The sequence below is a fragment of the Methylomonas koyamae genome (assembly GCF_001644025.1).
Lineage (GTDB): Bacteria > Pseudomonadota > Gammaproteobacteria > Methylococcales > Methylomonadaceae > Methylomonas > Methylomonas koyamae_A.
In genome coordinates this window covers 1-13663 of record NZ_LUUK01000183.1, presented here as the reverse complement: position 1 = coordinate 13663, position 13663 = coordinate 1, and the positions used below count along the sequence as shown (strand labels likewise).

Below are 13663 nucleotides of genomic sequence, written 5' to 3'. Positions count from 1 at the left end.
TCGCCGTTCCGACTCGATTGCCCCTACCCTCAATCGCGGCTAACGCTTCACCTGCAGCTCCCCACGATGCCTAGCTGAATTCGCCGGCCTCCGCCGCGACTTGCAATAGCTTGGCGAAGGCCGCGCTATCCAAACAGTTGCCGAAAAAGTAGCCCTGCACTTCGTCGCACTCTAGTTCGCGCAAAAACGCCGCCTGTTCGGCGGTTTCGACGCCTTCGGCCAATACCGTCATCTTCAGACTTTGACCCAGGGCGAGAATGGCGCGGGTAATGGCGACGTCGTTGCTGTCTTGCGGAATGTCCATCACAAACGAGCGATCGATTTTCAGTTTGGCGACCGGCAGTCGCTTCAAGTATCCCAACGACGAATGCCCGGTACCGAAGTCGTCGATCGCCAAGGTCACGCCCAACGCGCGCAATTCTTCCAGCACGCCGACATTGGACTCCGCTTGACGCATGATGTAGGTCTCGGTGATTTCCAGTTCCAGACAGCTCGCCGGCAAGCCGGTCGCGGCCAGGGTCTGGCTGACCATTGCCAGAATATTGCCGCGCTCAATTTGCACGCCGGACAAGTTCACCGCCACGCGTGGCAGATTCAAGCCGCAGTCCAACCAGCTCTTCAGTTGCCGGCAAGCCATCAGCAACACCCATTCGCCGATCGGCACGATCAAACCGCAATCCTCGGCGATAGGAATGAATTTATCGGGCGGGATCATGCCCAATTCGCGATGAAACCAACGCAACAACACTTCCGCGCCGGCCAGACGGCCGTCGCCGACCCGGTATTGCGGCTGGTAATACAATGTCAGCTCGCCGCGCGCCACGGCCTCGCGCAACTCGCCTTCGAGATACAGCCGTTCGTTGGCGCGGGCGGTGAGATGGGCTTCGTAAAACTGGAAATTGCCCCTGCCCTGTTCCTTGGCCCGGTACATCGCCAAATCGGCATGTTTGATCAGCGTGGTCGCATCGTTGCCGTCGCCGGGAAAGCGACTGATGCCTATCGAGGTGCCGATGTCCAGGCGATGGCCGGCGACGTTAAACGGCAGGGTCAGCGCGCCGAGAATTTTGGCGGCGATCCGTTCGATGTCCGGTTGGTGGCGAGTGTCTTCAAGCAGAACGATAAATTCGTCGCCACCCAGACGGGCCACGGTATCGATTTCCCGCAAACTGTCCCTGAGACGCTGCGCCACCGCGCGCAACAGCTCGTCGCCGACCGGATGACCCAAGGTATCGTTGACGTGCTTGAAACGATCCAAATCCAGGAACAAGACCGCCAAGCCCTGGCCGTCGCGCTGCGCGCGCCGCAACGCGTGTTCGCAGCGCTCGTTCAGCAATTGCCGATTAGGCAGACCGGTCAACACGTCGTAATAGGCCAAGCGGTGAATGTGCTCGGCGTTGCGCTTTTGTTCGCTAAGATCGTAAAACACGCCGATGTAATGCAGCAAGCGGCCGTCCATCGCTCGCACCACCGAGATGCTCTGCCACAGTGGAACCACGCCGCCGTCGCGGCGGCGATCCCAAATCTCGCCTTGCCATTTGCCGTCGCGTTCCAGAGTGCGCCACAAATTCCGGTAAAAATGCGCGTCCTGATTGCCGGATTTCAACAGTCTGGCTTTGTGGCCCAGCACCTCGGGCGGCGCGTAACCCAGGATTTCCGAAAACGCCCGATTCACCTTGATGATGCGGGTCTTCGCATCGGTAATCATGATGCCGTTCAAGCTGTTGTCGAACACGCTGGCCGCCAGTTCCTGCTCCGACTCGGCATCGCGCTGGGCGGTAATGTCCTGCACCGTGCCGAACGAGCGTAGCGGCCGGCCGTCGCTGTCGTAATGCGTGACGCAACGCTCGTGTACCCATTTGATTCGATCGCCGGCCAGCAACAAACGGTGATCGATCGCGAACGCGCACGGCGAGTTCAGCGACTCGGCGTAGGCCTGATCGACGGCGGCCCTGTCGTCCGGATGCACCAAGGCCAGAAACGCTTGATAGTTGGCCGGCGCCCGCGCCGCGTCCAACTCGAATATCCGGCAAACTTCCTCGGACCAAATCAAGCGGTCCGCCGCCAAATCCAGCTCCCAATGGCCCAACTGCGCGATATGTTGGGCTTCCTTCAACAGGCTTTCGCTACGCCGCAAACGGTTTTGCTGATTCTTCAACGCACTGATGTCGGTGGCGCAAATCACCGCGCCTTCTTCCTTACCCTGCGGGCTGTGCAGTAGGCTTGCTTCCATCCAATAATCGTGGAACGCGCCGCTCGAATCGGCCAGACGGTGCTCGGCCGCGTAACCGTCGGCCCGACGCAGGGTTTCGAACAACGGCGAATACACCGGCCACGGCAATTCCGGCAATTGGTCCATCAAGGTTTGCAATTCGTCGGGAAACAGCCATTCGTCCAAAACGCGACCCTCGATCGCCGCCGCTTGCTCGCCCATCGCTTCGGCACAACGCCGATTGATCTGGCTTATTCTGCCGTCCGGACCCAGCACGATCACAAGCGCGCCGGTGGTGTCCATCACCCGCTGCGTAAAATTGGTTTGGTTGAGTTGCCGTAGATTCGCCGCCCTTAGCGCGCTGCTTTGCGTCTCCAACGCCCGAATCATCGCGTCGGTTTGCTCGGCACCCTTCACCATTTGCTGTTCCAACGCGGAATTCGCCAGCCGCAACGCGGCCAGCTCCAACCTTAGCCACTCCAATTCGGCTTGCAGGGCCTGGTCAGTCATCGCCGGCTCCGATGTAACTACGGATCAGCGCCACGGCCGGCGCCACGGCGGCCGCGACCGGCGAGGATAAACCCGGCCGAAAGGCCGACACGTCGGCGGATTCGACCGCGACGATACGGACGCGCGGCGGCGGTTCCGGCATCGCTTGCAAGGCTTGCAACAAATAGCCAACCCCGCCGCCGTGCCCGACCGGCGCGGCTTCGGTCAGCACATCGCCGGCCGTCAATTCCCGCAAGCGGCCCGGCTCGGCGCCCGGCGCCAGGCTATCGACGATGATGGCTTCGCCGCAGTCCCGAAACAACCACAGCGCGTTCAAGCCCGAGGTGCCGGCGTCGAACGCCCGCCAGCCGTCCGGCAGCGGAGTTTCGCTTAGGCGCGTATACACCGCCGCGCCGAAGCCGTCGTCGCCGTGCAGCGGATTGCCGAAACAAACGATATGCGGCATCAACGTCACCGTCACGGCAGGAAACGCCAGCGTTTGCCGGTTTCCAGCATATGCACGGTACAGACCAGGCAAGGGTCGTGAGAACGGATCACGTGGCCGATTTCAACCGGATCGTCGGGGTCGGCCACGCTCAGCCCCACCAGACTTTGCTCCCAGTGGCCGGGAAGCCCGGCGCTGTCGCGCGGCGAGGCGTTCCAGGCGGTCGGCGTGACGATCTGGTATTTTTCGATCACGCCGCCGCGTATCCGCAGCCAATGTCCCAGCGCCCCGCGCGCCGCCATGATCAGGCCGTAGCCTTCACCGTCGATTTCGGCATGCTTGGCCGGATTGGCGATATGCGGCTCGCCGAGATGTTCGGCCAATTCGTGCAAATGCCGTTCGGCCTGCGCCAATTCGTAAGCGATGCGGCGAACCCTGGCAAATTGCCGCAACCAGGCGTTGCCGCCTTCGGTCGCGTAAAGATCGGCAATTAAGGCGTCGCCGCCGATCAGCAATTCGGCCAACGGGCCGGTTTGCACGACCTTGTCGGCGTAGCGCGGCGCTTTCGCCCAGGTGTAACGATCGCTGCCCGGTTGGTAATCCGGAATCGTCTCGCCCTGCCAGGGATGGCGACCGCCCGAATACGGCCGGAACCAGGAATGGCGGACGTGCTCGTTAATCAGCGCTTGGTCGAGTTCGGCAATACGCCCGGTATCGCCGTCGTAGAATCCGCCCGACATCAATCGGGCGCTGTGCGGCGCGTCCCAGTGGGCCGGATCGCACCAAGCGCCGAAGCTGATCATATGCGGCGTACCGGCCGCCATCCGTTGCAAACCCAGGTCGCGCGCGCAGCGGCTCACCAAGCCCAATGCACTGGCGGCATGCGCCGGCCGCTCCAGCCACTCGAAATAACCGGCGGCGCTATCCAGCGCCAACCATTCGTCCAGCGGCGCGCCGATCACGATGCGCTCGTACCATTCGCGCACTTCGGCGAAGATCGTCCGGCAGGCAAGCAATCGGCGGGCATCGGCCGGCGAAGTGACGCCGCCCGGCACCATGTACGACGAATGCGGCCATTGCCCGCCGAAATGGGCGACGACTTCGACGACCCTTCGGGTAATCGCCAAGGTTTCCCGGTGCACGCGCCCGGCGAACGGCGCGAACTCAGCCTCCGCCGCCGCGAACCACGGCCGGTCGCGGTAACGGGCGTTGCGGAAATCCGGCGCGAAGAACAAGAAAGTTTGCCGCAAATCGTTTTGGATGCCTTCCGCGATTAGGCAAACGTTCCGAATCCGGGTGGCATTGGCCGGAACCGGCACGCGCCAGGCGTGCTCCAAGGCCAGCACCGCCGTGTACAAATGCGCGGTGCCACAAATCCCGCATACTCTCGGTGTGAGAACCAAGGCGTCGCGCGGACTACGTCCGACCAGAATTTGTTCGAAACCGCGATACAGCGTACCGACCGTGCGCGCTTCCACGACCACGCCATCTTCCAGACTCAGCGCCAGTTCCAGGTCGCCCTCGACCCGGTTCAAATTGACATTTAGCTCGACCCGCGCCATCAGACGTCCATATCCTTGCCCTCGACCCGCGCCGGCGCGGCCGCCCTAGCCAGATTCTTGTAAGCCATGTAACGCGCCCGTTCCACGCCCATCGGCAGCCGCACCGGAATGTCGCCGATTTTTTCCGTGCTGAACAAATCGACTTCACGCGGAAAATCCGGCGAAGTGCAGCCGAAACACGGCACGCCGGCGCGGGTCTTGCTGTTTACGCCGTTCCACAAGTCGCTGTTGCACACCGCTTGCGTCATCGGTCCCTGGCAACCCAGATTAAAAAACAGACACGCCTTGCCGCCGAATTCGGTATCTTCGATGTCGTATTCGTGGTACTCATTGCGGGTGCAACCTTGGTGCACGACAGTATTGAAAAAGGCCAGCGGCCGATTCAGCTCGTCCAGCGGCAAGGGCATGCCGGCCGCCAGCCAGGCCAGGGTTTGCGTCATGGTATGCGGATGGGCCGGACAGCCGGCCAGATTGACCACCGGCCAGCCGCGCCGCGAGCGCCATTCCGCCGGTAGCAAACCGCTCGGCAGGTCACGATCGAATTGCAAGCCGATGCAGTCGCTGGGATTCGGCGCGGCGGCATGCACGCCGCCGAACGCCGCGCAAGTCCCCATCGCCACCACGACGCCGGCGCGCTGAGCCAGCTCGCGGACAATCTCCATCCGTGCCCGCCCGCGATAACTGTCGTACAAGCCGGTGCCGCGCGGCGCGGTGACAATGCTGCCTTCGACGCAGAGAATATCCAGCGCCCGTTCTCCGGCGCCTATGGCTTCGATCAGGCGGTCGTGCTCGCGCATAGACGCGCTGGATAAGGACGGATGCCAGAGCAGCTCGACGCCGTGCGTCGCGAACAGTTGCTCGATGCTGGGCGATTGGGCACTGAGTATCGCCAGCGATTCGCCGCCGCATGCGCCGGTTTGTAACCAAAATAACGTCGCCACCACCACTCCCGAATACCGTTTGGGAGGCATTGTATTGAAATTGGCTCAGATCGGCCAATTTCGAGCAAACGGCTGATACATTGCCCGCACGTCGCTATCCCGCCGATACGGATTTAAGCGCCGCTCCGGCCGCGCCCGCGCCGGAGATTGACAGGATTGCCTCTAGGCGAGCGAGAATTAAACGCAGCCCACCCTGCCCCGCGCAAACTCGGACCAGCCGCCGGCGACCATCTTGACCGCTAGCGCCGGGTGGCGTCGTATTGCTGACCGTCGTCGGTCACCGCGCTACCGCGCGTCGGCGGCACCATCACGCTGACCGCGCCCTGACAGGACAAACCGGCGTAGCTGGCGGTAAAAGCCACCCGATAGGCCCGGCCGTTGCCGGTGAAAGCCTGGTTTTTCGGTTGCAGGCCCTGGCGCTCCGCCCGCAATTGCAATACATCCAGCGCCAGCGGCTTTTTCGCGCTGCGCTTGGTGCGGGTGATTTTGGCGTCCGGACTGGTTTTGTCTTTCAGCGCCGGGTTTTTCAACGGTTCGTCCTGGCTTACCGCATCGATACGCAAATCGTAATTCGGTTTGGCGGTATCAATACCGGGACCGGTGATACCCTGAATCAGCACTTTTTGCATCGCGCCGTTCGGCGACCATAAGTAGGTTTTGCTGGGCCTGGCTTGCGAGCAATCCAGCAAACCGTCGTCGTTGTTGACAACCACATCAACCGTCGCTTCGGCCGAGGCCGGGCTAGCCGCATCGTCGGTCACGGTCAGTTTGAAACTCAGGGTTTCCGAGCCGTTGGCCAGCCAGGGCGCGGTGAAGCTGGCCGTAGCGCTTTGCGGGTTATGCAAGCTGACGGCGGTACCGCCGGTCTGCTCCCATTGATAACTCAAACCGTCGCCGTCGGCATCGCTGGCGCTGCCGGCCAAGGTCACCAGACTGGCTTCGGCCACCGACTGGTCGGCGCCGGCATCGACGCTGGGCGCGCGATTGCTTGGCGGCGGATTGTTATTGCCGGCGTTGACAGTGATCGTCACGGTATCCGGATCGCTTTGCAGACTACCGTCGCTGACGGTCAACGCGAACACCAGCGTGCCGGCCGTGGCCGGCGCGGTAAAACTGGGCCGTTGGGCGGTGGCGCTGGACAGCGTCACCGTCTCGCCGGATAGCTGCGTCCATTGATAAGCGGCGATCGCGTCGCTGTCCGGATCGCTGCTAGCGCTGCCGTCCAGTTGCACGGTGGAGCCGGTATCGACGGCCGCATCCTCGCCGGCATCGGCGGTCGGCGCGTGATTGACGCTGGGCACGCCGGCCGCGATCACGACGGTCGGCACCGATTCTATCGTCTCGCCGCCGGTCAGATTGGGCAGACTGCGCACCTTGACCGCCGCCAGTACCGTCGGCGCGCCGACATCTGCACCGCCGCCGCGTATCGCCGCGACCAGTTTGTCTACAGTCAAGGCATTGGGCAGGCTACCGTCGTTCTGAAACTGAATATGGCCGACTTCGCCGACCGCCAAGCGGGCACCGACACTGCTCGGCGTCTCCGAACGCGGGAAACCCAATTCGCTGGTAAAGGTAAAACCGTCCACGGTGGCCACGTCTTCCTGCGGTTCCCAACGATCGGACTGGGCGCTGTCGTCGCCGAATTGTTCGACCACGATGCCGGGCAATTCCGGCGCGGTGTAGTCGAAGGCCAGCAACAGTCCCGAGATATAGCTGGTAGCGCCGACGCCCGGCACCAGATTGGACGCGACGTTGGTCAGGCGCAAATCGACGGCCGGCAAGCCGTTCGAGTCGATCACGTCCTCGAAATGGGCGGTGGCGACGGTCTGGCCGGTACCGGCGGCCGGCGTCAGCCGGTAATTGAATACCAGGTCCAGTGTGGCGGCGTCGGCCGCGCCGCCAATCAGAGTCGCGGCGATGCAAAGCGCCGATAATGGTTTGTTCATGGCGTCTCCGCGCAAAGCTTAAAATTTCAACCGCACGCCGACCCAGCCGCCGAACGGCGCGCCCGGTCCCAGAAAGCGCGGGTTGCTGTAGTTTTGAAAGCCCGGCAACTCGTTGGCTTCGCCCAACATGCCGAAGGACTCGTAATCGGTGTCGAACACGTTTTCCATGATCAGGAAGGTCGCCAGATTCGGCGTCCACTGATAATTGGCGTGCAGATTCATGACGAAATAGGGATCGGTCGAACCCAGGAAATTGCCTTCGTCGCCGCGCAGAAACTGTCCGGAATTGAATAGGCCGTCGCCGCCGACCGTCAGCGCCGTCGTGACCGGCACCGTCAAACCCAGTTTCAAACTGTGCTGCGGAATGCCGGGAATCCGGTCACCTTTTTCCACCGGAATCACCGCGCTGTATTCGCCGTTGGCGCCGAAGGTTTCGATCCGGGCTGGATGGGTGGGACTGCTGACGAAGAAGTTGTTCTGGAAAGTGGCGTCAACGAAACTGTAGCGCAAATACCAGCGCCAATCTTCCCGAAATACGCCGGACAAACCGGCTTCCATGCCCACCCGGCGGGTATCGCCGACGTTCGAGAAAAACCCGACATTAGACGTCGCGCCGCCGGTGGATTGGAAAATGATGTCGTTTTTGTTGATGGTATGAAAAAACCCGACGTTCCAGGCCGTGTCCTTATCGAGCTGGCCGCGAAATCCGGCCTCGAAGCTTTCGGCGACGACCTGCTGCAAATGCGGATCGGCCAGGAAGGCATTCGGCAGCCGGCATTCGGCGTTGGGATCGGAACAGGCCAGTTCGACGATGGTCGGCGCTCGCGCCGATTCGCTGTAACCGCCGTAAACGCCCAGTTTGTCGTTGACTTTCCAGGTCAAACCGGCTGACGGGTTGAAACGGCTGTAAGCGTGGTTGTCGTTCAATTCCGGACTGTTGCCCAAGCTGTCCAGCAAACGGATCACGGTATCGTTAAAGCGACCGCCGAAGCTCAAGGTCACGCGGTCGGTCAAGTCCAGCGCATCGTTGAAAAACGCCGACCAAGTCGTGGTCCCGCCTTTCAGGCCGGTGGCGTCGTCAGGTATGAAAATGCCGGTGCGGCTGGTACTGCGGTCGGCCAGCAAGCGGACGATTTCCACTTGAGAACCGTAGTTGACGATACCCCGGTTATAACCGAAGCCGGTAATCAACTGATTGTTCAGCCCGAACAATTTATGCTGAAACGTAGCCTGTCCGGTAGCGCCGAAGCTTTTTTGCTTGCGGGTACTGATGTTGTTGATCGCGTTCAACGGGTGATCGGGATCGTCGTAACCGACCGGATTGCCGTTCTGGTCGCGGACTATCCATTGCGACAGGATGTCGGAACCGGCCATGCCGGCGATGTCGTCGGGACAGTCGCCCGGCTCGGCGCGTTCGCGGGAAATCCCCTGGCTGGCCAGGAAAGACCAAAAGCTATCGCCGCTGTAACCGTCGCTGCCAGGAAACAGCGGATAGGCCGGCAAGCCGTCGAGATTGCGGTCGTACAGCGCGCCGGCTTCGGAACAATCGATGTAGGCGGTATCGTCGCCGTTGAAGGATCGCGTCACCGTATCGCGGTAAAACGCGTTACCGGCCAGTTGCACCTTATCGTTGAGCCAATGCGTGCCTTCCAACGTGAAAAATTTCATGTCGTTTTCGGTGCGGTCGGGCGAGGTAAATATCGCCGAGCGGTTGTCGCGCAACAATTCGGTGGGGACCGCGCCGTTGCCGATCAAGTCGCTGTTGCCGTACAAGGCGCTGAAATCCAGCGACGATTTGTCCGAACGCCAGCCCAGCGAACCGTAGACGTTGATGGCCTCGGACGGCGAGGAATCCCGCCAGCCGTCTTCGGCGAAGCGCCGCACATTCACGAAATAGCCCAGAGTGCCGTCGTTGCCGCCGCTTTCGGCCGACACCACGTTGCGGCCCCAGGCGCCGCCGTAAGCCTCCAATTCGTGGCCCGGCGAATTGAAACCGTTCTTGGTTTGCAGCGATACCGCGCCGCCCAAGGTATTCAAGCCGAACAAGGGATTGGCGCCGCTGAACACGTTCATGCTCTTGATCATCGATTCCGGCAGCATGTCCCAATTGACGGTATCGCCGAACGGATCGTTATAGCGCACGCCATTCACATACACGCTCATCCCCATCGGTAAACCCAGCAACGGCGACGCGGTGAAGCCCCGAAAATTCAGGTCCGGTTGCAGCGGATTGTTTTGCGCGGCGTTCAACGTCACGCTACCGGTGGTGCGGTTCATGAACGAGGTCAGATCGCTGGCTTCGGATCGATCCAAATCGCGGTCGGTGGCGGTTTGCACGTTGGCCGGAATTTTGTCCTTGTCCAGGCCGACCCCGTGCACCGGCGTCACGTCGACGACTTCGACCGCTTCCAGGGTATCGTGACCGGCCGTCTCGGATTCGGCGGCTTCGGCGCCGAACGCGGCGCACAGAAAGGCAAAGGCCACCGGCTTGGCGGACTGCTGTAATGGCTTCATGAACTTGATAAACATGGGGGCTGCGGCCGATAGGGCCGCAACCCGGTTGAACCGACGCGCCGACCGGGCGCGCGACTAGCTTTCAGCGCGACCGACGTTTGCCGATCAAACCGATGCCGGCCAGCGCCGATAAAAATAACGGCAGCGCGGCGGGCAACGGGACCGGCGCCATCGCCAGCACGTTCAAACGATTCTGCGCCGGATTGCCGCCGGTGGCCGAGTTACCCCAGAAGCCGCTGCCGGCAACGCCGCGCAAGGCCGGATCGGCGTTGCCGGTGCCGCGCAATTTGATCCAGCCCAGCGCGTCCGCTTGCTCCGGGTGCAAGGCGTTTTCGACGGCGTTGGCCGGATTCAGTAAATTCGCCACGCTGATGCCGGAAAAGCCGGCGCGGTTGTAAAGGTCTATCGTACTGCTGGTGCCGGCCAACAAGGTCTCGGCGCTGAAGTTGTACTCTTGTTCGAAGGCCGGATCGCCGGCCGCCGCGCCCCAGCCGTCGGTGGCACCGTCTTCCTGCCATTCGATGCCGCCGCTCAAGCCGCCGGAAGTGACCGGCGCCAGATTGACTCCGCCGACATAGCTCCAGTGCTGATTATTGAATTCGTAACCGTTGTCGGTGGAGGTACCGGGAAAATTGAGTTCGAACGAAGAGATCCACACCTTGGTACCGGCCACGCCGCTGGAAAATTGCGCCAGGTCGCCGGCGGTCAATTGCACCCGCACGCCGCCGTAGCCCTCGCCGTTCAAGCCCAGATCGGCCAAATCGGTCACGGTAATGCTCGCGACGTTAGCGACGCCACTGCTGCCGTACAGATTGGTGGCTATGTAATTAAAGTTCAGGGTGGTGGTCGCTGCGGACGCGGCGGACAGGTTCAAAAGGGTTGCGCCAACCACCAGCCAGGATTTTGTTGAAAGTTTCATCGTTATTATTGTTTGAATTGAAATGGAAAAAACAGCCAAGCATTAGCGGCCGCGCCGCCTCCCGGCGGGAGCAGAGCCTGGAGGCGGCGCGGCGCTAACAACGGTTTAAGCGCGGCGGCGGCGCAACACCCCGAAGCCGGCCAAGGCCGAGGCGAATAACGGCAACGCGCCGGGGACCGGCACCGGCGCGGCGGTCGGCTCGACCGCGCCGACCACCAAGGTCGCAACCGACTCGATATTTTCGCCGCCGGTTATCGCGCCCAGGCTACGGACTTTGACCGCGGCCATGATGTCAGGAATGGAAGCGTCGGCCGAATCGCCGCGCAGGGCTTCGACCAGCGCCGCGACGGTCAAGTCGCCCTGCTCGAGTCCGGTATCCCACCAGAACTGGATATGGGCGCTGTCGCCGACTCGCAAGCTGGCCAAACTGGTCGAGGAAGACGGATTCGAGGTGCCTTTCGGGAAACCCAGTTCGCTAGTAAAGGTAAAGCCGTCGACGGTCGCAACGTCTTCTTGCGGCTCCCACCGGTCGGATTGCGCGTTGTCGCCATCGAATTGCTCGATAATGATGTTGGGCAATTCTTCGTCGGCGAAATCGAAGGCCAACAATAAGCCCGAGATGTAACTGGTGGAACCGACGCCCGGCACCAGATCCGACCCGACATTGGTCAGAGTCAGGTCGATGCCTTTAAATCCGGTGCTGGTAATCACGTCTTCGAAATGAGCGGTGGCGATCGTGGTGCCTAGCGCGCCCGCGCCCGGCGTCATGCGGTAGCTGAAATCCAGATCCAGCGTGGCCGCCGCCGCGCCTTGGCTCAAGGCCAGACCGATACCCAGAGCCAGCGAATTGACGGAACGGCTTAACGATTTTGGGAGGTAACTCATATTGCGTCCTTTTTTTCCGAGATTAAGAAAGAATTTTTCTCGGCTATTCTCGGGAAGCGGCGCGAAATGGCTTAGGGAATTTTTCCCGGTATTAGACTGAATGTTTCCCGATGTTAAATTTGGTTAACGATTAACCAGTTAGCCGGCAAAAAGCCTGCTACGCGGCCGGATCGATCGCCGCCCTCATTGACGCCGATGAAAACCACGGCGTACGGATTCACGCGGAGCCTTCAAAATCGGCGCTTGCCCGAGTTTTCAAAGGTCGCTAACGAACAATAAATTGAAGCCCGGTTTGTGGGAACACTCCGGCGTGACCGATAATAGAATCCAGCTGGAAGCCGAGAAAGCCGGGTATCGTTGCCGCTCCACCCGGTCCACCTCCGTGGTTTTCCGGCGGCGTAAGCCTCGCCGATTGCTACCACACTCGCGATCGCGCCGGGCGCTTTTTAAGTCTTTCCGGCGGCGGCCGGCACTACGAGGACACAGCATGTACTACTCCAATATGTACGAATTCGGCGTACACAACACAACTGTCGGCGTCACCGGGTTTGTCACCTGCATCGGCGTCGTGTTCGTAACCAACCAACAGCTATACGCCATCCACATTCCTCAAACGCCGGCAAGATATGCCGACGCACACCGCGAATTTGGGATGTTCATCGCCCGTACCGAGGGACCTAGAATTCAGGGCGACATCCTGGTGTTCTGTAACAGTCCGCAGCGGGCGAACGTCGTCAATGAATTGCGGCCTTTAATCGGCGCCCTGAATGTCAATACCAGCACGCTCTACCGGCTGAATGGCCCCGGACTCAATAACGCGGCAAACGCCGCCGCGGTCCAGGTGGACCGGGTAGTTGCGGGCGTGGCCGGCTTTGGCGTGAGCGTGAAGTACGAAGTCAATAACAACATCGCCTGGGTTGCCGGGGGTACCGCGCCGAGCGGCCGATATGCGCCAGGCGGACTGGGTGGTGGTGGCGTCCCGAATGCACCGGTCAATTGGGTCAACGTCACCGCGCAGAATTGCCAAATTTCCAACCCCTGGTGATTTTGCCCGTCCCCAAGCGCCGAACTTGGGGATGCCTCGCCGGCAAGCTCCGCCCCTGCAAAGCTTGAGAACCAGAGGAATCTTGATCTGGTTCCCAAGCTCCGGCGGGAACCCAGGTCTTGGAAGCTCCGGCTTCCAGTTTGGATGTGGATAGGAAGCTAGAGCTTCCGAGAGAGTATTCCCAAGCTGGGGCTTGGGAGCTAGAGGAAGTACCTGGCTAATCAGGAAAACGTATAAATCACCGGACAGCAAAAGCGTAGCTTTTGGTGGTCCGGTGCATTGCTGGGTTAGATATCAGGCGGCAGAGCATCAAAGAACTCCTTCAAGCCAGGTGAACCGATTCTAGTACCGAAGATACTCCAGAAGGTATACCGGCCCATTTTGGATATAGGGCCGCTCTTGCCAGAGGCCGCAATTTTGTCTTGGACAAAGACGTATAGTTCCTCAACTCTGGGATCGCGGAAATGTTGGCGAAGATCGATGTTGGTCTTGTACCCAAGATCAATGTACATCCGGCAGGCATCTACTGCGTCTTCGATCAAAACATCATCACCAAACTCAGACTTCACTATTAATTGAAAGGAGTACGGCGTGAGAGTAGCTGTGTCTACCGCCTCCAGTAATCGAACTTGATCGAGATGTAGTTCTTGAGCTTCCTGATCGATTGAGGATAGAAGCCGAGACAACTCGGTAAGCGGTCCTTTAACA

The 13663-nt window shown here is 60.8% G+C and carries 10 protein-coding genes; 1 reads left to right on the top strand and 9 read right to left on the bottom strand.

The window, feature by feature from the left end:
- Window positions 1–70: 70 nt before the first annotated feature.
- From A1355_RS26450 to A1355_RS16185, 8 genes are all read right to left on the bottom strand, one after another.
- Window positions 71–2719, bottom strand: coding sequence for an EAL and GGDEF domain-containing protein (locus tag A1355_RS26450; RefSeq protein WP_064030040.1), 2649 nt, complete (start codon window positions 2717–2719; stop codon window positions 71–73).
- A complete protein-coding gene (locus tag A1355_RS16215) occupies window positions 2712–3164 on the bottom strand; it encodes a hydrogenase maturation protease (RefSeq protein ID WP_064030277.1) in 453 nt (150 codons plus the stop codon). Before A1355_RS16215 ends, A1355_RS26450 begins: the two co-directional genes overlap by 8 nt.
- 11 nt (window positions 3165–3175) lie before the next feature.
- The gene (locus A1355_RS16210; protein ID WP_064030033.1) at window positions 3176–4705 is read right to left on the bottom strand and encodes a nickel-dependent hydrogenase large subunit; all 1530 of its coding nucleotides are present in this window, start codon (window positions 4703–4705) and stop codon (window positions 3176–3178) included.
- Window positions 4705–5646, bottom strand: coding sequence for an NADH:ubiquinone oxidoreductase (locus tag A1355_RS16205; RefSeq protein ID WP_064030275.1), 942 nt, complete (start codon window positions 5644–5646; stop codon window positions 4705–4707). Before A1355_RS16205 ends, A1355_RS16210 begins: the two co-directional genes overlap by 1 nt.
- Window positions 5647–5885: 239 nt before the next feature.
- Window positions 5886–7592, bottom strand: coding sequence for a PKD domain-containing protein (locus A1355_RS16200; protein WP_064030031.1), 1707 nt, complete (start codon window positions 7590–7592; stop codon window positions 5886–5888).
- 18 nt (window positions 7593–7610) lie between these two features.
- On the bottom strand, window positions 7611–10121 hold the full coding sequence (locus A1355_RS16195) for a TonB-dependent receptor (RefSeq protein WP_064030029.1): 2511 nt from the start codon (window positions 10119–10121) through the stop codon (window positions 7611–7613).
- A 67-nt stretch (window positions 10122–10188) separates the two neighbouring features.
- Window positions 10189–11025 (bottom strand): VPLPA-CTERM sorting domain-containing protein, encoded by an 837-nt coding sequence (locus A1355_RS16190; protein WP_064030027.1) that lies wholly within the window; start codon window positions 11023–11025, stop codon window positions 10189–10191.
- Window positions 11026–11130: 105 nt separating this feature from the next.
- Window positions 11131–11910, bottom strand: coding sequence for a VPLPA-CTERM sorting domain-containing protein (locus A1355_RS16185; protein WP_064030025.1), 780 nt, complete (start codon window positions 11908–11910; stop codon window positions 11131–11133).
- 487 nt (window positions 11911–12397) lie between these two features.
- Between A1355_RS16185 and A1355_RS16175 the strand changes: the two genes are divergently transcribed.
- Window positions 12398–12955: a hypothetical protein gene (locus A1355_RS16175; RefSeq protein ID WP_064030021.1), complete on the top strand. Its 558-nt coding sequence runs from the start codon at window positions 12398–12400 to the stop codon at window positions 12953–12955.
- 287 nt (window positions 12956–13242) lie between these two features.
- On the opposite strand, the gene A1355_RS25770 is transcribed toward A1355_RS16175, so the two are convergent.
- A partial coding sequence (locus tag A1355_RS25770) for a hypothetical protein (RefSeq protein WP_197471833.1) occupies window positions 13243–13663 on the bottom strand: 421 nt, incomplete at its 5' end.

Excerpts from the sequence above, each read along its gene's own strand:
- A1355_RS26450 (WP_064030040.1), bottom strand. The coding sequence starts at position 2,719 with ATGACTGACCAGGCCCTGCAAGCCGAATTGGAGTGGCTAAGGTTGGAG.
- A1355_RS16215 (WP_064030277.1), bottom strand. The coding sequence starts at position 3,164 with ATGCCGCATATCGTTTGTTTCGGCAATCCGCTGCACGGCGACGACGGC.
- A1355_RS16210 (WP_064030033.1), bottom strand. The coding sequence starts at position 4,705 with ATGGCGCGGGTCGAGCTAAATGTCAATTTGAACCGGGTCGAGGGCGAC.
- A1355_RS16200 (WP_064030031.1), bottom strand. The coding sequence starts at position 7,592 with ATGAACAAACCATTATCGGCGCTTTGCATCGCCGCGACTCTGATTGGC.
- A1355_RS16195 (WP_064030029.1), bottom strand. The coding sequence starts at position 10,121 with ATGTTTATCAAGTTCATGAAGCCATTACAGCAGTCCGCCAAGCCGGTG.
- A1355_RS16190 (WP_064030027.1), bottom strand. The coding sequence starts at position 11,025 with ATGAAACTTTCAACAAAATCCTGGCTGGTGGTTGGCGCAACCCTTTTG.
- A1355_RS16185 (WP_064030025.1), bottom strand. The coding sequence starts at position 11,910 with ATGAGTTACCTCCCAAAATCGTTAAGCCGTTCCGTCAATTCGCTGGCT.
- A1355_RS16175 (WP_064030021.1), top strand. The coding sequence starts at position 12,398 with ATGTACTACTCCAATATGTACGAATTCGGCGTACACAACACAACTGTC.